17 protein-coding genes are annotated in these 21,561 nt (G+C 71.4%); 12 read left to right on the top strand and 5 right to left on the bottom strand.

The features are described 5' to 3' along the window. The first annotated feature begins 16 nt into the window (after positions 1-16). From asnB to ACIBEI_RS07825, 6 genes are read left to right on the top strand one after another with little or no spacing between them, the layout of a single operon-like run. Positions 17-1,957, top strand: a complete 1,941-nt coding sequence (gene asnB / locus ACIBEI_RS07800) for an asparagine synthase (glutamine-hydrolyzing) (RefSeq protein WP_398886138.1) — start codon at positions 17-19, stop codon at positions 1,955-1,957. Further along, entirely contained in the window at positions 1,947-3,158 is a 1,212-nt protein-coding gene (locus ACIBEI_RS07805; RefSeq protein ID WP_398886140.1) for a Moenomycin biosynthesis protein MoeGT1, read from the top strand. The genes asnB and ACIBEI_RS07805 overlap by 11 nt, the downstream gene beginning before the upstream one ends. Beyond that, on the top strand, positions 3,155-4,663 hold the full coding sequence (locus ACIBEI_RS07810; protein WP_398886142.1) for an asparagine synthase-related protein: 1,509 nt from the start codon (positions 3,155-3,157) through the stop codon (positions 4,661-4,663). Before ACIBEI_RS07805 ends, ACIBEI_RS07810 begins: the two co-directional genes overlap by 4 nt. A gap of 47 nt (positions 4,664-4,710) precedes the next feature. Continuing rightward, complete coding sequence (locus tag ACIBEI_RS07815) at positions 4,711-6,228, top strand: B12-binding domain-containing radical SAM protein (RefSeq protein WP_398886144.1); 1,518 nt, start codon at positions 4,711-4,713, stop codon at positions 6,226-6,228. Next, positions 6,218-7,483, top strand: a complete 1,266-nt coding sequence (locus tag ACIBEI_RS07820; RefSeq protein ID WP_398886146.1) for a hypothetical protein — start codon at positions 6,218-6,220, stop codon at positions 7,481-7,483. Before ACIBEI_RS07815 ends, ACIBEI_RS07820 begins: the two co-directional genes overlap by 11 nt. Continuing rightward, a complete protein-coding gene (locus tag ACIBEI_RS07825; protein WP_398886148.1) occupies positions 7,483-9,075 on the top strand; it encodes a carbamoyltransferase C-terminal domain-containing protein in 1,593 nt (530 codons plus the stop codon). Before ACIBEI_RS07820 ends, ACIBEI_RS07825 begins: the two co-directional genes overlap by 1 nt. A 15-nt stretch (positions 9,076-9,090) precedes the next feature. Here ACIBEI_RS07825 and ACIBEI_RS07830 read toward each other — a convergent pair whose 3' ends face one another. From ACIBEI_RS07830 to ACIBEI_RS07850, 5 genes are all read right to left on the bottom strand, one after another. Beyond that, a complete protein-coding gene (locus ACIBEI_RS07830; protein WP_398886150.1) occupies positions 9,091-9,909 on the bottom strand; it encodes a Moenomycin biosynthesis protein MoeN5 in 819 nt (272 codons plus the stop codon). Beyond that, positions 9,906-10,721 (bottom strand): geranylgeranylglyceryl/heptaprenylglyceryl phosphate synthase, encoded by an 816-nt coding sequence (locus tag ACIBEI_RS07835; RefSeq protein ID WP_398886152.1) that lies wholly within the window; start codon positions 10,719-10,721, stop codon positions 9,906-9,908. Before ACIBEI_RS07835 ends, ACIBEI_RS07830 begins: the two co-directional genes overlap by 4 nt. Before the next feature lie 43 nt (positions 10,722-10,764). Beyond that, on the bottom strand, positions 10,765-11,655 hold the full coding sequence (locus tag ACIBEI_RS07840; protein WP_398886154.1) for a prenyltransferase/squalene oxidase repeat-containing protein: 891 nt from the start codon (positions 11,653-11,655) through the stop codon (positions 10,765-10,767). Between the two features lie 344 nt (positions 11,656-11,999). Further along, complete coding sequence (locus tag ACIBEI_RS07845) at positions 12,000-12,680, bottom strand: hypothetical protein (protein WP_269647183.1); 681 nt, start codon at positions 12,678-12,680, stop codon at positions 12,000-12,002. After that, positions 12,677-13,351, bottom strand: coding sequence for an ABC transporter ATP-binding protein (locus ACIBEI_RS07850; protein ID WP_398886156.1), 675 nt, complete (start codon positions 13,349-13,351; stop codon positions 12,677-12,679). Before ACIBEI_RS07850 ends, ACIBEI_RS07845 begins: the two co-directional genes overlap by 4 nt. Positions 13,352-13,855: 504 nt before the next feature. Here ACIBEI_RS07850 and ACIBEI_RS07855 point away from each other — a divergent pair. From ACIBEI_RS07855 to ACIBEI_RS07880, 6 genes are all read left to right on the top strand, one after another. After that, positions 13,856-14,965, top strand: a complete 1,110-nt coding sequence (locus ACIBEI_RS07855) for a glycosyltransferase family 2 protein (RefSeq protein WP_398886158.1) — start codon at positions 13,856-13,858, stop codon at positions 14,963-14,965. Between the two features lie 84 nt (positions 14,966-15,049). Continuing rightward, a complete protein-coding gene (locus ACIBEI_RS07860) occupies positions 15,050-15,868 on the top strand; it encodes a glycosyltransferase family 2 protein (protein ID WP_398886160.1) in 819 nt (272 codons plus the stop codon). A 12-nt stretch (positions 15,869-15,880) separates the two neighbouring features. Beyond that, entirely contained in the window at positions 15,881-17,341 is a 1,461-nt protein-coding gene (locus tag ACIBEI_RS07865; RefSeq protein WP_398886162.1) for a glycosyltransferase, read from the top strand. 180 nt (positions 17,342-17,521) lie between these two features. Next, entirely contained in the window at positions 17,522-18,976 is a 1,455-nt protein-coding gene (gene argG, locus ACIBEI_RS07870; protein WP_266756234.1) for an argininosuccinate synthase, read from the top strand. A gap of 477 nt (positions 18,977-19,453) precedes the next feature. Further along, on the top strand, positions 19,454-20,077 hold the full coding sequence (locus tag ACIBEI_RS07875; protein ID WP_398886165.1) for a BlaI/MecI/CopY family transcriptional regulator: 624 nt from the start codon (positions 19,454-19,456) through the stop codon (positions 20,075-20,077). A 519-nt stretch (positions 20,078-20,596) separates the two neighbouring features. Beyond that, entirely contained in the window at positions 20,597-21,538 is a 942-nt protein-coding gene (locus tag ACIBEI_RS07880; protein ID WP_398886167.1) for a TauD/TfdA dioxygenase family protein, read from the top strand. The last annotated feature ends 23 nt before the right edge of the window (positions 21,539-21,561 follow it).

A 21,561-nucleotide genomic window follows, 5' to 3' on the forward strand; every position in this document is an offset into this window, starting at 1 on the left:
CGGCATGTGCGGCTTCGTGGGATTCAGCGACATCAGCGGTGGCCAGGAGGCCGCCCGCGCCACGGCCGAACGGATGCTGGCCGCGGTGGCGCACCGCGGCCCCGACGGCAGCAACTGGTGCCACCACCGGGGCGTGACCTTCGCGCACTGTGCCCTCACCTTCGTCGACCCCGACCGGGGCCGGCAGCCGTTCGTCTCCGCGAGCGGTGCCACCGCGCTCGTCCTCAACGGGGAGATCTACAACCACGAGGAGCTCCGCCGCGAACTGCTGGCTGCAGGAGTCCGGTTGCGCACGGCCGGCGACACCGAGGTGCTCGTGGAGTTGTACGAGCTGCACGGCATGAAGGTGCTGGAGCGGGTGCGCGGCATGTACGCCTTCGTGCTGCACGACGCGCGCACCGCGACGACGGTGCTGGCCCGCGACCCGATGGGCAAGAAGCCGCTCTACTACACGCGTGTCCCCGGCGGGATCGCCTTCGCCTCCGAACTCACCGCGCTGCTGCGCCATCCCGACGCACCACGCACCCCGGACGTCCGGGCCCTCGCCGGCTATCTGACGCTCCAGGCGTTCTGTGCGCCCGGATCGGCCGTGACCGACGTGCACAAGGTCCGCCCCGGCAGCTACCTGGAGCACTCCGGCGGCCGGTTGCGCGAAGTGGAGTTCTGGCGGCCCCGGTTGGCGACAGCCTCGCGGACACCGGGCGTGCGGGAGGCCGCCGCACGCTTCGAGGAGCTGTTCCGGGCCGCGGTCACCCGCCGGGTCACGAGCACGGACCGCCGGCTCGGTGTGCTGCTGAGCGGGGGCCTGGACTCCAGCGCGGTGGCCGCCGTCGCCCAGCAACTCTCCCCGCAACGGCCCGTGTTGACCTTCAGCGCGGGGTTCGAACAGCACGACTTCGACGAGAGCGCCCACGCCCGCTCGGTGTCCCGGCATCTCGGCACCGAGCACCACGTCGTCCGTATCGGCGGACGCCAACTCGCCGACGTGGTGGAGTCGGAGTACGCTCGGGCCGACGAACCCCTGGCCGATCCCTCCCTGCTGCCCACCCGCATCGTCTGCCGGACGGCACGGCAGCACGTCCGCGGTGTGCTCACCGGGGACGGCGCCGACGAACTACTCCTCGGATACCGGTACTTCCAGGCCGAGCGGGCGATCGAGATGCTGCTGCGGCTGATGCCGGCCCCCCGGCTGGAGGCCCTGGTACGAACCCTCGTACGCAGGCTGCCCGCGCGGTCCGGGAATCTGCCCGCCGCCGCGGCCCTCGGACTGCTGGCGCGCGGGCTGCGCGCGGCACCCGAGCACCGCTTCTACCTGTCCACCGCCCCCTTCGGCCCGGCCGAACTGCCCGGCCTGCTCCGCCCGGACGCCCATGCGGCCCTGGCCGGGCACGACCCCTTCGCCGAGGTCTCCAGACTCCTGGACGGCCAGCCCGGCCTGACGGGCGTGCAGCGCAGCCAACTCGCCGTCGTCGCCCACTTCCTGCGCGATGTGATCCTCACCAAGACCGACCGCGGCGGTATGCGAAGCGCCCTCGAACTGCGCGCTCCCTTCCTCGACCTGGACCTCGTCGAGTACGGCAACGCGCTGCCCACCTCACTGAAGCTGCGCCGCTTCACCGGCAAGTACCTGTTGCGCCGGGTCGCCGCCGACTGGCTGCCGACCGACATCGTGCGGCGTACCAAGCTCGGGTTCCGCGCCCCGCTGGCCGCCCTGCTGCGGAATGAATTGCGCCCCCTGCTCCTTGACACGCTCTCCTCGTCCGCGCTGGACCGCGGCGGGCTGTTCGACGCCCGTGCCGTACGGCTGCTGACCGACGACCACCTCAGCGGCCGCCGCGACACCTCACGCAAGTTGTGGGCACTCCTGACGTACCAGCTCTGGTACCAGGCGCTCCCCACGCACACCCCGTCCCCTGCATGCCTCGATCTCACCGAGGAGCCCCACCGTGCGCCCTGACCGTCCGCACATACAGGTGCTGTCCCCCCGGACCTGGGGGGAGTTCGGCAACTACCTCGCCGCCACCCGGTTCTCGCGGGTGCTGCGCGGCGCCGTCGACGCGGAAGTGACGCTGCTGGAAGCAGAACCGATCCTCCCCTGGCTCGGCGAGGCCGGTGCCGAGATCCGCACGATCTCGCTGGAGAGCCCGGACGCGACCGTCCGCACCCGGCGCTACATGGCCCTGATGGCCCGTCTCCAGGAACGTTTCCCCAGCGGTTTCGAGGCCGACCCGACCCATGAGCAGATCACCGAACTGGCGCCGCTCACCGAGCACTTGCGCTCCACCGCTCCAGACGTGGTGGTCGGCACGAAGGGCTTCGTGGCGCGGCTGTGCGTGGCCGCCGTACGGTTGGCGGGACTGCGCACCCGGGTGGTCAGCCATGTCACCAACCCGGGACTCCTCCAGCTGCCACTGCACCGCAGTCCGCATCCCGACCTGACGCTGGTGGGTTTCGCCTGGGCGAAGGACCACCTCCTCGCACAGACCGGCGGCGATCCGGACCGGGTGCGGGTGGTGGGACCGCTGGTCGCCCAGCACGACCTGCGCGACTTCATGACCAGCGAGTCGGCCGCTCCGTCGGCCGGCCCCTGGGGCGGGGACACCGACTCCGGCCGCCCCCGGCTGATCGTCTTCTGCAACCGCGGCGGAGACGTCTATCTGGAACTGGTGCACCACATCGCCGCACACCATCCGGACACCGACCTGGTGTTCGTCGGCTACGACGACCCCGACCTCGCCCGCCGCGCCGCCGCCGGCGCCGAGAGGCTCAAGCACTGGCGCTTCCACAGCCGACTCACGCAGGCCGAGTACTTCGACTACATCGACCGCGCGTCCAGATCGCCGTACGGACTGCTCGTCTCGAAAGCGGGCCCCAACACCACCCTGGAGGCGGCCTACTTCGGGATCCCGGTGCTCATGCTGGAGTCGGGGCTGCCGATGGAGCAGTGGGTGCCGGGGCTGATCCACGAACACCGCCTCGGCCGGGCCTGCGCCGCGCCCGACGACCTGTTCCACACCGTCGACGACTGGCTGACCCGCCCGTCGGCGATCGAGGACCACAAGAAGGCCGCCATCGGCTTCGCCGAGTCCGTGCTCGACCAGGAGGCGGTGGCCCGCCGGATCGCGGCCGCCGTGCGGCCCCTGCTGGACGCCCGGTGAAGCCCCGCATCCGGCTCGTCGCCACGCCCGACGGGGTCCGGGCCGAGGGCGACAAGGAGGCACGGCTCGGGCACGCCCTCGGCGGGGACCCGCTGGCCGGGGGTGCGCCGCCCGAGGGCGTCTTCGCCGCCTGGAAGTGGGACGGCGAACGCCTCCTCGTCCGCAACGACCGCTACGGCATGCACCCGCTCCACTACCGAGCCGACGCCGACTCCCTGACCGTCTCCCCCGATCCCCTCGCCCTGCTCCTGCCCGGCGAGAGCGCCGAACTCGACGACGACGCCCTGGCCGTCTTCATCCGGCTGGGCTTCTTCCTCGCCGAGGACACCCCCTTCACCGCGATCCGTGCGCTGCCCCCGGCCGCCACACTGACCTGGACCCGCGACGGGCCCCTGATCCGTTCGCCCGCACTCCCCGTGCCGGGGCCCGCGGCCCTCACACAGACCGATGCCGTGGACGGCTTCGTCGAGTTGTTCCGCGCGGCCGTCGCCCGTCGGCTGCCCGCGGAACCGTACGTCCTGCCGCTGAGCGGTGGCCGGGACTCCCGGCACATCCTGCTGGAGCTCTGCCGCCAGGGGGCCACGCCGCGGCTGTGCGTCAGCGGCGCGAAGTTCCCGCCCGACCCGGGTGCCGACGCCCGCGTCGCCGCCCACCTCGCCGAACGCCTCGGCCTGCCGCACCGCACCGTCGCCCGGCCGCGCTCGCAGTTCCGCGCCGAACACACCGCCAACCCGGCACAGGGCATGGGCACCCTGGACGGCGCCTGGACGCTGTCCCTGCTGGCCTTCCTGCGCCGCCACAGCGGCCTCTGGTACGACGGGATCGGCGGTGGCGAACTCGCGCAGAACCCCAGCATCGCGCTGATCAGGAAGAATCCGTACGACGTGACGGACCTGCCGGGGCTCGCGGACCGGCTGCTGGCCGCCGGCCGCACCGGAGCGCACGTCGAGCACCTCCTGGGACCCCGCACCAGCGTGCTGTGGAGCCGGGAACGGGCCCGAGCCCGGCTCGTGCGGGAACTGGCCCGGCACGCCGACGCCGCCTTTCCGCTCGGCTCGTTCTTCTTCTGGAACCGGACCCGGCGGTCCATCTCCCTCGCCCCTTTCACACTGGGCGACGACCACGCGGTGATCCACACCCCCTACCTCGACCACGCGCTCGTCGACCACCTCGCCTCGGTGCCGCACCGCTTCCAGATCGACGGCACCTTCCACGACCAGGCGCTGCACAGGGCGTTCCCGGAACACGCCGGCCTGGGCTTCGCCTCGGCCGTCCCGCAGCGGCACGGGCTCGTCCTGGTGGGGCACCGGCTGGCGTACCTGACCCGGCTGCTCGGCCACACCCTGCACAGCGAACGGGACTGGTGGCGCAGCCGTGACCGGATCCTGCAGCGGCTCCTGGCCGCGGGCCGCGGCCCGGGGGCACCGCAGCGGGTCAGCCGACTCCAGCCGCTGGCCCTCTACCTGCTCCAGCTGGAGTCCCTCGCGGCCGGAAGAGCCGCCTGAGTCCGGACGACAACACCGCCCGAACTACCCCAGAAGGAGGGGACATCATGCGGAAGACACTGCCCGTCATCAGTACCGGTGCGGCGTCGGGGACCGCGTCGGGCGGCTGCTCGACGGCCGTCACCAACGCACCGGCCCGCCCCGGCCTGCCGCGCTGGCGCAAGCGGAACCTGCGGATCGCGCTGGTCCGCCACCACGACCTGTGCCTCAACACCCGTCAGATCACCCAGATCCAGAAGCGGGCCGGCGTCCTGCCGCACCTCGGACTGGGCTACATCCACACCGCGCTCAAATCGGCCGGCTTCCACAACGTCATCCAGGTCGACACCCCCGCCCTCGGCCTGGACAGCGAGGGTCTGCGCAAACTGCTCGCCGACTTCGAACCGGACCTGGTCGGCGTCAGCACCACCACGCCCGGTCTGCCCGGTGCCGTCGAGGCCTGCCAGGCGGCCAAGAGCACCGGCGCCAAGGTCATCCTCGGCGGCCCGCACAGCGAGGTCTACGCGCGCGAGAACCTCTTCCACGACTGCATCGACTACGTTGGCGTCGGCGAGGGCATCACGATCATGCCGGAGCTGGCCGAGGCGATGGAGCAGGGCGACAAACCGGAGGGCATCCGCGGCCTGGTCACCCGCGAACACGACGGCGGCGCCGCGCCGATGGTGAACCTGGAGGAGGTCGGCTGGCCCTCCCGCGACGCCCTGCCGATGAACAGCTACTACTCGATCATGGCTCCCCGGCCGTTCGCGACGATGATCTCCAGCCGGGGCTGCCCCTTCAAGTGCAGCTTCTGCTTCAAGCAGGCCGTCGACAAGAAGTCGATGTACCGCTCCCCCGAGGACGTCGTCGGGGAGATGACGGAACTCAAGAACCGGTGGGGGGTGAAGGAGATCATGTTCTACGACGACGTGTTCACCCTGCACCGCGGCCGGGTCCGGGAGATCTGCGAGCTGATCGGCGAAGAGGGCCTGAAGGTGCGCTGGGAGGCGCCGACCCGCGTGGACCTGGTGCCGGAACCCCTGCTGAAGGCGATGGCCGGGGCGGGCTGTGTACGACTGCGGTTCGGCATCGAGCACGGCGACTCGGAGATCCTCAAGCGGATGCGCAAGGAGAGCGACATCGAGAAGATCGAACGGGCCGTCACCTCGGCGCACGAGGCGGGCATCAAGGGCTTCGGCTACTTCATCGTCGGGTGGCTCGGCGAGACCCGGGAGCAGTTCCGCGCCACCGTCGACCTCGCCTGCCGCATCCCGCTGGACTACGCGAGCTTCTACACCGCGACCCCGCTGCCGGGCACCCCGCTGCACACCGAGTCCGTGGAGGCGGGGCAGATACCCGCCGACTACTGGGACCGGTTCGTGCAGGGTGAGTTCGACGCACGGATCGGCTATCTGGTGCCCGACGCCCAGCGCCGCGCCCAGGCCGCCTACCGCGCGTTCTTCCTGCGCCGCTCCATGGCGAAGCCGCTGCTGTCCCACATGGCCTCGACCGGCCAGTGGCGCAACACGCTGGACGGTCTGCGCAGCCTGGCCCGGTCGACCTCGAACACCGACCGTGACTTCTGAGACCACCCGCCCGGCCGCCTCCGTGCGACCGGGCCCTCCCGTCCGTCTCAACGCGCCGCTGCCGGCCCACGGCCGGAAGCGGCGCGGCGAACCGTTCCTCACCCACCACATCCGCAGGACCATGGCCCGCGGCTTCCGCCCGCCGCCGTCCTGGTCGGTCCCGGTGCGGTACCTCCTGCCCGACGGTCCGTCGGGCGAGGCACTCCCGCTCTCCGGTGCCCGGGCAGCCGCCGACGCCCTGCGGACCGGCACCCCCGCCCTCGCCCTGATCGCCCCGACCTACGTCTCCCGCGGCACCCTCGCCGAGCAGACGGAGCGCCTCGACGCCCTGCTCGACCGAGTCGCCGAACTGACCGAGGACCATCCGGACACCCCCGCTGTGCTGTTCGTGGGCATGCAGTGGTCCTCCGACAAGGAGGAGGACGAGTCCGTACGGCGGCTACGGACGCTGCTGCTCCGGGCCCGCACCCGGTTGCCGCACGTGCCCGTGTGCGGCCTCTCCCTGCCAGGTCCCGGCAAGCCCCGCACCCTCAACGCCGCGATCGAGGTGGCCGAACTGCTCGGCTGCACGGGCGTGGGCTGGGTCGACGACGACGTGACCCTGGACCCGGGCTGTCTGTCGCGACTGGTGCGGGACTTCCTGGCGGGCGGCTGCCGGGGCGCGGTGGGCGCCGCGAAGATCCCGCACACCAAGGAGTTCGCGACCTCGCGACTGCTGGCCCGTGCCAAGGCGATCGCGGCGCCCGCGACCAACTACCCGCACGGCTGCTGCATCCTGGTGGCCACCGACGTCCTGTCCGGCGGCATGCCCGGCCGCTACGTCTCCGACGACGGCTACGTCTGCTTCCGGCTCCTCGATCCCACCCTGCCGGATCCACTCGCCCGGCTGCGCCTCGTACCGGACGCCCGCTGCCACTACTACGTCGCCGGTCCCGCGGGCGAGACCCGCCGCAGGATCCGCAGGCTCCTCCTCAACCACCTCGTCGATCTCGCCGACTGGCCACTGCCCGTGGTCCGGCACTACTTCCGCCACATCCTGTTCGCCGGCCTGTGGCCGCTGACCGGCTTCGACGGCAGCGGCGGACGGCGGCGCGGTATCCAGAACGCGCTGATCAAGTGGCTCTACTTCGCCTGGTTCGCGGGGGTGGGGACGGAGCTGTACCTGCGCGGGCTGACCGGCCGGCCGCTGCGCGCCGTCGAGTGGGCCCCGTATTCGGCCGTACACCCCCTCACACCCGCTGACCAGGAGCGTTGATGAAGGTACTTTCTCTCCATTCCGCCGGTCACGACACCGGCGTCGGCTACTTCGAGGACGGCCGGCTGGTCTTCGGCATCGAGACCGAACGGCTCACCCGCGTCAAGCACGACCACCGTTCCGACATCGCGCTGCAGCACGTGCTGTCCCAGGAGTGCGTGGACACCGACGGGATCGACCTGGTGGCGGTCAGCACCCCGGTCCGCAGCGCCCTGCTGCGGATCCCGGACCTGGACCACGCGATGGAGCGGATCAACGCCGGCGCGCCCCACCACCGGACCACCTGCGACCTGCTCGGCCGGCGGGTCGACTGCGTGGTCGTCACGCACGAGCTCTCGCACGCCGCGCTCGCCGCCCACTACGCGGGCCACGAGGACGGCACTCTCGTGCTGGTCAACGAGGGCCGCGGACAGCTCACCCGCAGTTCCCTGTTCCGGGTCGAGGAGGACCGCCTGGAGTGGATCGCGAAGGATCCGCTGCCCTGGTACGGCAACGGCTTCGGCTGGACCGCGATCGGCCACCTCCTGGGCTTCGGCAAGAGCCCAAGCGTCGCCGGCAAGGTGATGGCGCTCGGCGGCTACGGGCAGCCGGACGCCCGCATACGCGAGCAGTTGCAAGGGGTCGATCCCCGCGTGATGCACGATCTGGAGCTGGCCGAGCGAGTACGCGCCGAACTCGCCGAACGCCCGGAGTTCCACCCCGAGTTCGAGACGGCGGCACACGTCGTCGCCACCTTCCAGGAACTGTTCACCGAAGCCGTGCACGACGTGCTCGACAGACATGTCACCCGCACCGCCACGGGCGTGGGACCCATCGCCCTCGGCGGTGGCTGCGCACTGAACATCGTCGCCAACTCGGCGCTGCGCGAGGCCTTCGGCCGCGACATCGCCGTCCCGCCGGCCTGCGGCGACGCGGGCCACCTGGCGGGCGCCGGCATCTACGCCCTCACCTACGTACTGGGCCAGAGGCCCGAACCTCTCAGCGTGTACGGCAACGGCACGGGCGAGCCCCGCGCCGACGTCCTGGCCGCCCTGGAAACCTCAGGACTGAAGGCCGTTCCGTACGACGTCCAGGCGGTCACCCGGCTGCTCGCGGACGGCGGTGTGGTGGCCCTGACGGAGGGGGCGGCCGAACTCGGGCCCCGGGCGCTCGGACATCGCTCGCTGCTGGGCAGCCCGGCCGCCTCGGGGATGCGCAAGCGGATGAGCGAGAAGCTCAAGCAGCGGGAGTGGTACCGACCGTTGGGAGCCGTGATGCGCGACGAGCGTTTCGCCGAGCTCTACCCGGGCGGCCGGCCGTCCCCGTACATGCTCTTCGAGTACCAGCTGCCGGAGGGCACGGCGCCGGAGGCCCGGCACATCAACGGGACCTGCCGGATCCAGACCCTGGGTGCCGACCAGCCGCGGCTGCACGGGCTGCTCGCCTCCTTCGAGGCGCAGACAGGTGTCCCGGCCCTGATCAACACCTCGCTCAACGGCCCCGGCCGGGCCATCGCGCACACCGCCCGGCACGTGCTGGACGACTTCGCGCACAGCGATGTCGACCTGTTCGTCTTCGACGACGTGATGGCCTACCGGAGCGAGCCCCGGTAGGCCGTCGGCCGACGGTCAGTGCACGAGGTGCCGCGGCAGCAGCCGGTCCAGAACGTCGTCGGTGTACAGGCCGACGACGGGGACCAGCCCCGAGGAGGCCGGCTGCTCCCGGACCGCGTCGAGCGCCTGGGCGCGCAGCCGCTCCAGCAGCGCCTCGACGTCCTTCGCGGGCACGGCCCCGGTGCGCATCAGATGACCGAGGTTTCCCTCCCGCTCGCCATTGCGGTCGTAGTCCGTCAGGTCGTCGGCGATCGTGATGATCGTGCCGAACGCCTCGGCGAACCTCCTCGCGGGGTCGACGGACCTCTCCTGCCGACCGCAGATCGCGGAGAGCGAGCCGTAGCAGCCGAGGAAGGTGGCGCCGTAGGTGCTGGCGTTGGCGCACCACTCGTCGAGGTTCTCCGCGCGGTGGCTCTTGGTGCGGATCTGGCCGGTGCAGACCGCGGTGAAGTCGTGTTCGAGCACGTCGGTCACGGCGCGGGCGTCCGCGGCGAGGGCACACATCTCGTGCAGCGCCGTCAGGTGCAGGTGCAGGCACAGACAGGCGAGTTCGACGCGGTTGAGCCCGGTGTCGTCGTCCATGAGGTCGTCGAGCAGCTTCATGGCCACGATGTCCATGGCCAGCGCCCGGGCCACCGCGGTGCGCCGCTCCGGTTCGGTGACCCACTCGGTGAGGAAGTGCGGCACCCTCAGGTACAGGCGCAACGCCGCGGTGTGGGCCACGAGTTCGGGCGAGCCGCCGTTGCGGGCGACGAAGTCGGTGACATGGTCGCGGTTCGCGGCCTCGGTGACCAGCATGGACGTGGTGTAGGCCTCGGGCAGCACCGCGGTCACGGCCGGTCCGCCGTGATCTCGGCGAGCGTGGATCGCCAGTCGCCGTGTTCCAGCGCCCCGGCGAAGCCCACGTAGTCTGCGCCCGCCTCCAGGTACGCGGTGACGTGCTCCCGTCGGCGGACGTTGCCGCTCACGAACAGGATCTGGTCGGGATGGAGCTGCCGCCGGAAGTGGCGGACCACGTCGGCGGGGACCTGGGCGTAGCGGGAGTACAGGTACACCATGTGGAAGCCGAAGCTGCGGGTGACCGCGATGTACCGGTCGATCTGTTCGGGGCTCGTGGTGGCCACCGGCACCGTGCCGAGCAGGTCGCCCGTCTTGTGGTCCTCGCCGAAGGTGAGGGCGACGGTGAGCAGGAGTTCGGGCCAGTCCTCGCGGTCGGCCCGGCCGGGCAGGTTGATCAGGGTCTCCAGGTAGCTCTTCCACACGTAGTAGTCGTCGCGGGAGCCGAGCAGCGCGGGCAGGATGACGGCGTCGGCGCCGCGGGCCAGCGGAAAGCCGAAACCTTTCCGCGGCGGGAAGTGCAGCAGCACCGGCAGTGAGCTGACCTCTTTGATCGCCGCGACGTACGGGTCCATGCGGGACTCGAACGACTCGTAGTCGGTACTGGCGAGGATGAGGGCGGGACAGCCGAGGTCGTCCAGGATCTTCGCCTTCTCCACGGCCTCGGCCTGCGGCACCTTGAACGGGTCGATGATGTGGACGGGCCCCCGCTCGTGACCCCGCAGCCGCCCGAGGACCGCTCCTGGGCCCAGCAGGGGTGGTACGGCCGGGACTTCCGTGCGCTGGACCAACTGCGGTGACGTGTTCACCGGCGTTCCCCCTCGTTGTCCGGTCGTGGCGCGCTGCGCGCCGTCATGCAAGGTCCGCGCTCGGCTCGGCCGCCGCCGAAGTCACCGTCACGGTGCTCGCCCTGGCCAGCGCGGCCACGACGGACGCGGTGGTGTAGAGCGCTTTCGTGTCCAGGACGACGGAGCCCAGCGCGGCCTTGCCGCGCCGCCCGCGTTCCCAGTGCTCACGTGCGTCGGGGTCGAACTCCATCGGGCCGGGCACCCGGCACCATGCGGACGGCCGCCAACTGCCGTCCTTCTCCTGCGAGTCGGTCAGGTAGGAGACCGCCCGGCGGACGGCATCACGGCCCTCCGGCAACTCGCCGGCCAGCACGGCACGCAGGGCGAATGCGGTGGCGAAGGCGGAGCCCTCCGGCTCCCACTCGGTACGCACGGCACCGTCCGCACCGATTCTGGCGGCGGCCCAGCGGGCGGCTGCCCGTGCCTCGGGACGGTCCCCGGCCGGTCGGCCGTCGGCGAGCGCCTCGGCCGCCAGCGCGGTGGGGTACTCGCGATCCGGCCACCAGTAGGCGGGCCACGATCCGTCCGGCCGCTGGATCTCCCGGAGTCTGCTCAACAGCCGCTCATGCACGGGCAGTTGCAGCAGCCCGGCGGCGGCCGAGGTCACACACACATGACTGGCGTACCAGGCGTCCCAACGGGGGGCCACCCGGTCCAGGAAGGGTGAGGCGATCTGCGGCAGATAGCTGGAGATGCCGCCGTCCTGCTGAAGGTGCGCCGCGACGAAGCGGTATCCCTCGTCCGCGCGGAGGTCGTCCTCGGCTCCCAGCGCCTCGGCCAGTCGCAGGACCCAGGAAGTGATGTCGGCGTCACCGGGAACCTGGGGGCAGTAGCCCCAGCCGTCCGACGGGCCGCGGGCCTGTCTCAGCAGCTCCCAGGCGGACTCCGCGGCCAATCGCCCGGGGCCTTCGGGTAATTCCGCGAGTGAGGCACCGACAAAGGCAGTGGCCCAGAACTGGCCTGGGCCACGGACTTCGTAGTCGTTCCACCAACCGTCCGCATCACGTGCGGTCCGGAGGAATTCCGTTGCCCTCGAAAGGGCTTGTTCGGCTGATTCGCCGAGGGGTAATCGCTGTGCACCGTTCACGAATCTCTCCTTTCTGGGGAGAGGCGACGAGCCGGGCCACCGTACCGACGCGTGGACACGCACCGGCAGGACGATTCCCCAACCCTACACGCGTTCGTATCGGCGAGACAGAGTCACTTTCCTCCGGCCCGCCGCACGGACTCGCGGCGGATTCACACGAATTGCATGTGGGTACGCCTCCGCAATCGCACCGACATGACGCCGCCGCTCGCCAGAACCAGCAGCGCGGTCACCACGACGGCATGCGTCGCGCCCGAGACGAGGGAACCGCTGCCGGCGCCGTCGACGGCGTACGTGATGATCTCCCGGGTCGACCAGAACGGCAGCACCTTGGCCACGTCCTTGGCCGGGTCGATCACCATCTGGGCGCCGATGACGGAGATCAGCAGCAGGGTGCCCTCCAGGTCCCGGGGCACGGCGAGGCCGAGCAGCAGCCCGAGCGGGACCGCCACCAGGGAGGTAAGCGCCAGTTCCACGGCGACCGCCTGCGGGTTCGCCACGTCCTGGTCCACGATCACGACCACGGCGTACAGCGCGGAGATCAGCAGCCCTGCCGTGAGGAGGGCGAGCATGCGACCCAGGTACAGATGCCGGGGCCGGAAGCCGGACAGGGTGAGCCGGGGCTCGATCTCCCGGCCGCCGACGGCAGAGAAGAGGGCTGCGGTACTCACCGCGAACCCGACGCCCAGGCTGGCGAACCGGATGGCCTGGCCGGGCTGGTCGTGCCGGCCGAGATAGAACACCAGCGGCACGAGGAGGAGCAGGCCCAGCACTCCACGCCTGCGCAGCAGTTCACGCAATGTCATCTCGGCCATGCGCAGGGTCCGGTTCATCGGCCCGCCTCCTGCTTCCTCGGGCTGAGGTCCAGCACATGGTCGACCTGGTCGAGCTGGTTGAGCATGTGGGTCACGACGACGATGGCCTTGCCCTGGTCGCGCCAGCCCCAGACGTTCTGCCAGAAGTCCACGTAGGACCCCCGGTCGAAGCCCTGGTAGGGCTCGTCGAGCAGCAGGACGTCCGGGTCGCCGAGGGAGGAGAGGACGACGTTCAGCTTCTGCCGGGTACCGCCCGACAGGTCCTTGGCCAGGGTGCCGCGGGCGACCTGCCAGTCGAGCTTGGAGGCGAGTTCGCGCCCCCGGCGGTCGGCGTCCCGGCCGCCCATGCCCCGGCCCGTGCCGAACAGCGTGAAGTGTTCGCGCGGCGTGAGGAAGCCCATGACGCCGGCGTTCTGGGGGCAGTAGCCGAGGCGTCCGGAGATGGTCACCCGGCCCTCGTCCGGGGCGAGCAGCCCGGCACAGATCTTGAGCATGCTCGACTTGCCGGCTCCGTTGCTGCCCACGATCGCCGCGACCTCGCCCGCGCGCACGACGAGGTCGATGCCGTTGAGGACGCGGCGGCGGCCATAGCTCTTGACGATCCCGTGCGCGTGCAGCAGGACGTCCCGCCCGGACGACGGCCCGGACGTCCCGCCCAACTGCTGTTCCGCACGTGCGGAATACCTCATGTGTGACACCTTCTTCCTTCCGCCGCCCGCGACGAATGGCGCGGAATGCTGTGCCGTCAGCCTGCCACAGAGCGGCGAGCGGGCCGCACACACCGCCGACACACAGGGTGGGGCGGAAAAATTCGGCCGACTATTTTCGGCCGTTTCCCGGATGTCGTCCGAGAGGAACTCCGCGCGACGGCAGCGGAATTCGGCCAGGCCACCATCCGATTCCCGCACGTCCGCCCGGACGATTCACCGAACCGGCGCAACCGGAACGCAGGCATTTCGGCCATCGGCCCGGAACAGGACGGCTGTCTTGTGATCACTTCAAGGCGCCGGTTAGAGTACGCCCCGTCGAAATCAGCACACTCCGCACATTGTGCTGCACGCACGTCGACAGTGAATTCCCCTTCGTCCGCGGATATCCGGCGAAGGGCCGGAACGGTGGTGCACGGGTCGGCCGGCGAAGGGATGCGGATGCTCGGGGGCACCGGAAGCGGGCGCACATGGTGGCAACGCACCGTGGCCCGCGGTTTCGACCCCCTGCCCCCACCGGACACCCTGGTGACGCTGGTCAGGCTGGGAGATGTCCAGCGGGACCCGGCGGACCTGGTGTCGGGACTGCCCTCCGGTGGACTCGGGGTGCTGCTGCCCACGTACGTGGCGCGCTGCGATCCGACGGCCCACGAGACCGCGCTGCGTCATCTACTCCACGCTCTCGACGACGTACGGGAGACCCGTCCCGGGCTGCCCCTGACGATCTGGCTGGGCATGCAGTACGGCCCCGGCGAGCATGCGGAGGCCGTCGCACGGCTTCGCAGGTTGACCAGGGCCACCGCCGTACCCGTCGTCGGGTTCGCACTGCCGGGCCGGGGGAAGATCCGGACGGTCAACACGGCGCTCAGGCTGTCCGAGCGGCTCGGCCACACCGGCTGGCTGTGGACCGACGACGACGTCGAGTTCGGCCCCGGCTGTCTCGCCCGGCTCGTCGACCGCTTCCACGAACGCGACTGCGCCGGCGCGGTCGGCGCCCACCTCGTGGCCCTGCCGCGTGCGTCGGCCGCGTCACGGACCATGGACCGTATCTCCGGCGTCACCGTGCCGCCGGGCTCCTACCCCGCGGCGGCCTGCATGCTCGTCGCGGCCGACGTCGTGGCCGACGGCATCCCGGCCCGCCGACTCGCCGACGACGGCTATGTGCTCTTCGAACTCCTCGACCCCGACGCGGCCGACCCGCTGCACGACCTGGAAGTACTGCCCGACGCCCGGGGCAGCTTCTACCGGGTGACCCGGACCCACGACACGCTGCGCCGGCTGCGCCGGTCCCTCTACAGCCATGTGACGTGCACGGCCGACTACCCCTGGGCGACCGCACGGACGTACCTCACCGGCACCCTGTTCCACGGCCTGTGGCCGCTCGCCGCCTGGGACGGCAGCGGCGGCCCCGTACGGGGACTGAAGCGCTGGACGGTCAAGGCCGTACACCTGACCTGGTTCTGCTCGGTCGCCGCGAGTCTCGCCGTACGGGGCGCGGCGGGCCGCCCGCTGCGGCACGTGCCGTGGGGCGACGACGGCGACTTCATGAGCCCGGCCGCCGAGGGACGGCCCGCGGCGGCACGCACCGGACCCTGACACGGGACGGCCGCCCGGCACGGCGGCCGTCCGCACGCCACCACAGGCGGCTGCCCGCTGCGGCGGCCCCGGAATGGAGACGCCGTGCGGACATCGGCACACAAGGAGGCGGCGGTCACCGTCGTCCTGCCTCACTACGACTGCGCCGACTATCTGGGCGCGGCGGCGGCCTCGGTCCTCGCCCAGGACCGGACCGACCTCCGCCTGATCGTGGTGGACGACCGCTCCCCCGACGAGACATGGACGGCCGCCCTGCGCCCGTACGCCGACGATCCGCGTCTGACCGTGCTGCGCACCTCCGAGAACGTCGGCCATCTGCGCATCAAGAACAAGGTCCTGGAACGCGTGGACACCCCGTACGTCGCCTTCCAGGACGCCGACGACATCAGCCTGCCGGGCCGGCTGCGCCATCAACTCGCCGTGCTGGAACGGGACAAGGCCGACCTGGTGGGCTGCGCCTACGAGTACATCGACGCCGCGGGCCGGAGCACGGGCCGCCGCCGGATGCCGCGCAACGGCAACCTGTGGATGCGCCTCGGCCGTTCGACCGTGGTGCTGCACCCGTCGTCGGTCGTGCGTCGCGAGGTGCTGGAGCGGCTCGGCGGCTTCGACGGCACCGTCCGGCTGGGCGCGGACACCGACTTCCACCTCCGGGCGGCCCGGCTGTACCGGTTGCGCAGCGTGCGCCACGTCCTGTACCGCTACCGGATCTGGCCCCAGTCGCTGACGCAGGCGCCGGAGACGGGCTTCGGGTCCGCGGAACGCAGCTCCTACACACGGGCCATGAACGCCCAGGAGCGCCGCCGCCGCGAGGCGACGACCCGCGAGGAGCTGCTGCCCCTGCTGGTCGCGCCGCCCAACGACATCGACTTCACGCTGGACCCGGTCGCGGTGGGCGGGTGACGGGTGACCGGCGTGGAACCGAAACCGACCGAGATCGGCGTGGTCGTCGCGGCACCCGAGGGCGAATGGGAGCCCGCGGTGCACAGCCTGCTGCGTCAGTCCCTGCCGCCCGCCGCGATCACGGTGGTCACGCCGGCCGACCCGCCGCCGGACCAACTGCCGGACCCGCGGCCGCACTTCGCGCGCTGCACGTCCGAAACCGCCGCCGAGGTCTGCGTCGAGGCCGCGCGCGCCACCCGGACTCCCTACGTCGCCTTCCTCCACGGCCGCGACGAGGCGCTGCCGGACTGGCTGCGCCACCTGGCCGGGGCGGCCCGCGACGATGCGGGCCTCGTCCAGTGCGGCGTTCTCCGGCTGCGGGCGGACGCGTTGGTCGAGGGCATCACCCTGACGCCCGGCCTCGACGGTGCCGCGTACGCCGTACGCCGTGATCTGCTGGGGACTACGGGCCGTGGGGCCGCGTGGGTCATGGTGCCGCGACTGCTGGTGCGACGCCGCACCGACGACACCACCGCCACCGTGTCCGCCGCCCGGGCCGCGGGGGCCCGCCTCGTGGAGGACACCCACCTCACCCCTTCCACCCACGCGCCCTCCGTGGCCGTGTCCGGACACGGACGGACCCCGGACCTCGTCTCCGTCGTGATCCCCGTCCGCGACGGCGCGCTCACGCTGCCGGCACAGCTGCGTGCGCTCGCCTCCCAGACCTACACGGCGCCCTGGGAGGTCCTCGTCGTCGACAACGGCTCGATCGACGCGACGCGCGAGGTGGCGGAGAAGGCGCGCCCCGACCTGCCGGGCCTGCGGATCGTCGACGCCCACGAGCGCCCCGGCGAGGGCTACGCCCGCAACCGCGGAACCGCCGCCGCCCGCGGTGACTTCATCGCCTTCTGTGACGCTGACGACGTCGCCGACCCCGGCTGGCTCGCCGGGCTGGCCGCGGCCGCCCCGGACGCCGACCTCGTCGGCGGCAGCCTGGACAGCAGTGTGCTCAGCCCCTCGTACGCCGACGAGCAGCCGATGCCGATGACCGAGCAGACGGACTTCCTGCCCTTCGCGCGAGGCGCCAATTGCGCCGTCTGGAAAGACGTGTTGACGACGATCGGCGGGTGGGACGAGAACTACCGGGGCGGCGGCGAGGACATGGACCTGTCCTGGCGGGCCCACCTGTGCGGCTTCCGGGTCGGCTACGCGCACGACGCCCGCATGCACTACCGGTTGCGTGCCGAACTCTCCGGCCTGGCCCGGCAGAAGTGGAACTACGGCAGGTCCGGAGCCCGGCTGTACGCCGCCTACCGCCACGCCGGATTCGAGCGCCGCGACAACCGGACGGTCCTCATGAACTGGTCCTGGCTGCTCCTGCACACCTCCGACCTCGCCCGCTCCCCGAGCCTGCGGCGCCGCTGGATCCGCTACGGTGCCCGTCTCTCCGGCTTCCTGGCCGGCAGCGCGGAACAGGGCGTCAGATACCTCTGACGCCCGCGTGTCACCGTGCTCCCCCGACGCCCGCGCGCCACCGTGTTCCCCGCCCGGCCACGACAGCTGCGACCGCGCCGGGACGAGGTGGGCCACCTTCTGGGCGTCGAGGCAGGCCGTCCTCAGGGCCGCCCCCAACCGGGCTTTGCATGATCATGCGTAATGATGCATACTCTTCCCATGTCTAAGGTCCTCACCTCCCTGCCCACCGGCGAGCGCGTCGGCATCGCCTTCTCGGGCGGACTCGACACCTCGGTCGCGGTCGCCTGGATGCGCGACAAGGGCGCCGTCCCGTGCACGTACACCGCCGACATCGGTCAGTACGACGAGCCCGACATCGCCTCGGTGCCCGGCCGTGCGCAGGCCTACGGCGCGGAGATCGCGCGCCTGGTCGACTGCCGGGCCGCGCTGGTGGAGGAGGGCCTGGCCGCGCTCACCTGTGGCGCGTTCCACATCCGCTCGGGCGGGCGCGCGTACTTCAACACGACCCCCCTCGGCCGCGCCGTGACGGGCACGCTGCTGGTGCGGGCGATGCTGGAGGACGACGTACAGATCTGGGGCGACGGCTCCACCTTCAAGGGCAACGACATCGAGCGGTTCTACCGCTACGGCCTGCTCGCCAACCCGCATCTGCGGATCTACAAGCCCTGGCTGGACGCGGACTTCGTGACCGAGCTGGGCGGCCGCAAGGAAATGTCGGAGTGGCTGCTCGCCCACGGCCTGCCCTACCGGGACAGCACGGAGAAGGCGTACTCCACCGACGCCAACATCTGGGGTGCCACCCACGAGGCGAAGACGCTGGAGCACCTGGACACGGGGGTGGAGACCGTCGAGCCGATCATGGGCGTGCGGTTCTGGGACCCCGAGGTCGAGATCCTCACCGAGGACGTGACGATCGGCTTCGACCAGGGCCGCCCGGTGACGATCAACGGCAAGGAGTTCGACTCCGCCGTCGACCTGGTCATGGAGGCCAACGCCATCGGCGGCCGGCACGGCCTCGGCATGTCCGACCAGATCGAGAACCGCATCATCGAGGCCAAGAGCCGCGGCATCTACGAGGCCCCCGGCATGGCTCTCCTGCACGCCGCGTACGAGCGTCTCGTCAACGCCATCCACAACGAGGACACCCTCGCCCAGTACTACAACGAGGGCCGGCGCCTCGGCCGGCTGATGTACGAGGGCCGCTGGCTGGACCCGCAGGCGCTGATGGTGCGCGAGTCCCTGCAGCGCTGGGTCGGCGCGGCCGTCACCGGTGAGGTGACACTGCGGCTGCGGCGCGGTGAGGACTACTCGCTCCTCGACACCACGGGCCCGGCGTTCAGCTACCACCCGGACAAGCTGTCCATGGAGCGCACCGAGGACTCCGCCTTCGGCCCGGTGGACCGGATCGGCCAGCTCACCATGCGCAACCTCGACATCGCCGACTCGCGCGCCAAGCTGGAGCAGTACGTCGGCCTCGGCCTGATCGGCACCGGCAGCCCCGCGATCGGCGCTTCCCAGGCCGCCGCGACCGGCCTCATCGGCACCATGCCGGAGATGCCGGAGGGCGGCGCCGAGGCCATCGCCTCCCGCGGCGAGGTCTCCGAGGAGGACGCGCTGCTGGACCGTGCCGCGATGGAGTCCGGCACGGACTGACCGCCCATGGAGGTGCACCGCACCACCGCAAGGGGCCGGGGGGGGGGGGGGCCCCCCCCGGCCCGCCCCCGCGGGGCGCCCCCCCCGGCGCCGCCCCCCCCCGGGGGGGGGGGGGGGCGGGGGGGGCCGGGGGGGGGCGGGGGGGCCCCGCCCCCCCCCCCCCCCCCCCCCGCCGCGCCCCCCCCCCCCCCCCCCGCCCCCCCCCCCCCCCCCCTTGCGTTCCACACCTGGCAGACCGACTCGGCACGGGTGTCAGGCGGCTTCGCGTTCACCTTGAAGGTTGAAATTGAGACAGCACGTGCGGGAGGTACTGAAGCCACCCGAGTGCACGCTTCTCCAGGCATATGCAGCCCAAGGCAGTTGTGTCCCGGTCATGGATCCGCCGGACAAGCCTGGTCAGAGTGAGGATCATGGCGTGGATGATGCGAGTACCATCCGGCGTCAGCACCACACAATGCAGGAGGAGAGGTAGCTGCCATGTCCGAAGTCGAGTCAGCGACCACGGAACTCAAGACGCAGTACGCCGCTCAGGTGGCTGCGGACCTTGAGCGCAACACCAAGGAACAGGACCGTATCGGCGCCGAAGTGGCCGCGCTCCAGGAGCAGTTGAGTGCCCTGCAGCACGACCAGGCCCTGCTGGTGAACCTGCAGCGGACGCTGGGCGCGGAGGGCCTCGAAGCCGGTTCGAGCGAGGAGGAGAGTGTCACGGCAGCCAAGCCTTCGCTGCCGCGACAGGCCTCGGCCGAGACCAAGTCGGGCAGGCGCAAGAAGGCAACTGCCGCCAAGCCGAAGAAGGCAGCGGCCAAAACCGCCGAGCCGAAGGCGTCCGCGCCTGCGGCGAAGCTGCCCACCCTCGTGGAGCTGATCCACAGCCACCTCGGCAGGCAGTCCGAACCGCGGTCCTCCGCGGAGATCAGCACCGCGCTCGCCCAGGCCCACCCCGACCGCGACATCAAGCCCAAGGTCGTGCGCACCACGGTGGAAGGGCTCGTCGCCAAGGGCCATGTCCAGCGCACCAAGCAGGGCTCGTCCGTCTTCTACACGGCGGCCGAGACTCCTGCTGCCGACAACTCCGCGGAGCAGGAGCCGGTCACCGCCTGACACTGCCTCGTCGGGGGTGACACACACGGTCGGGGTGACACGTCTCACCCCACGGTGGGGTACAGGCAGGTGGCACAGCGGCGGCCGGACGCGGCCGCCGCCCGGCGGACAGTACAACTCCGCGAGCCACCACACCGTGGCTGACATCGGGCCGCCGCGCGATGCCATGTTGACAGCACTCGGCGGAACTCACAGACTCATCGACATGACCGGACACTGGTTCGACACGACGGGGCCGCTGCGCGTCCCGGATCGGACCGGGTGCGAGCGCTCAGGCCGCTAGCCGGGCAGCTGTCGAGCCGTTCGCTCGCCGCGCCCCCGCCCTGACAGTGCCGGTCCTCCTTCCTCACGGTCCGGATCGACTCCCACTTCCTCATGGCCCGGACGACTCCCGGTGCACGGTCGCACCGCGTCGCTGAACTCCTCCGTTCGCGGCAGGCGAGGGCACGTCTCCTGAGCAACCTGCCGTCCGCCGCCGGAAGCACACGTGTGAAGTTCACGTACGAGGAGTTGGAAGCCATGACTGTCATGAGCGCCGGGCCACAGCCCGCACTGCGCGAGGCCCGTGTCCCCGAGGGCGGGATGTACGAGGGCGCACGCGTCCTGCGCCGCCTGCCCGAAGGGTGGGAGGAGCGCCCGTACGAACACTTCGAGGTGGTGCCCCAAGGGCGCACGATCGGGGCGGAGATACGGGGCCTCAGTCTCGCGCGGCCGTTGGGAGACGCCCTGCGAGAGGAGGTCAACCGAGCACTGCTGGAGTGGAAGGTGCTGTTCTTCCGGGGTCAGCGGCTGACATCCGCGCAGCAGCGTGACTTCGCCCGGCAGTGGGGGGAGTTGGAGACCAACCCGCTGCTCGCCCGGGGTTCCAGTGAGGATGTCGTCCGCTTCGACAAGGGCAGTGGATCCGCCCCCACCTTCGAGAACGTCTGGCACGCCGACGTGACCTTCCGGGAGCGGCCCGCGCTCGGTGCCGTGCTTCAGCTGCACGAGGTTCCGCCGCTCGGCGGGGACACCATGTGGGCCGACATGGCCGCCGCCTACGACAATCTGCCGCAGGAGGTGAAGGACCGCGTCGACGGGGCCACCGCCGTACACGACTTCATCCCCGGCTTCGCCCGCTTCTACCCGCCCGAGCGGCTCGTACCGCTCCAGGACGTCTTTCCGCCCGTGGAGCATCCGGTGGTGCGCACCCACCCGGAGACCGGGCGGCGGCTGCTCTTCGTCAACACCTCGTTCACCACCCGGATCACCGGCATGGACCGCGAGGAGAGCGACCGGCTGCTGCGCCACCTCACGCAGCAGGCCCATGTACCGGAGTACCAGGTGCGGTTCCAGTGGCAGCCGGGCGATGTCGCCTTCTGGGACAACCGCGCGACCCAGCACTACGCGGTGAACGACTACGCGCCGCACCCCCGGGTGGCGGAGCGGGTCGCCATCGCGGGCGACCGGCCGTACGCGTAGCCGGGCCACCCGGCAGCGACGGG

The organism is Streptomyces sp. NPDC050988 (assembly GCF_044456225.1).
Taxonomy (GTDB): Bacteria; Actinomycetota; Actinomycetes; order Streptomycetales; family Streptomycetaceae; genus Streptomyces.

Bases quoted from the DNA above. Each gene is read 5' to 3' on its own strand.
- ACIBEI_RS07815 (WP_398886144.1), top strand. From the start codon at position 4,711: ATGCGGAAGACACTGCCCGTCATCAGTACCGGTGCGGCGTCGGGGACC.
- ACIBEI_RS07825 (WP_398886148.1), top strand. From the start codon at position 7,483: ATGAAGGTACTTTCTCTCCATTCCGCCGGTCACGACACCGGCGTCGGC.
- ACIBEI_RS07845 (WP_269647183.1), bottom strand. From the start codon at position 12,680: ATGAACCGGACCCTGCGCATGGCCGAGATGACATTGCGTGAACTGCTG.
- ACIBEI_RS07850 (WP_398886156.1), bottom strand. From the start codon at position 13,351: ATGAGGTATTCCGCACGTGCGGAACAGCAGTTGGGCGGGACGTCCGGG.
- argG (WP_266756234.1), top strand. From the start codon at position 17,522: ATGTCTAAGGTCCTCACCTCCCTGCCCACCGGCGAGCGCGTCGGCATC.
- ACIBEI_RS07875 (WP_398886165.1), top strand. From the start codon at position 19,454: ATGTCCGAAGTCGAGTCAGCGACCACGGAACTCAAGACGCAGTACGCC.
- ACIBEI_RS07880 (WP_398886167.1), top strand. From the start codon at position 20,597: ATGACTGTCATGAGCGCCGGGCCACAGCCCGCACTGCGCGAGGCCCGT.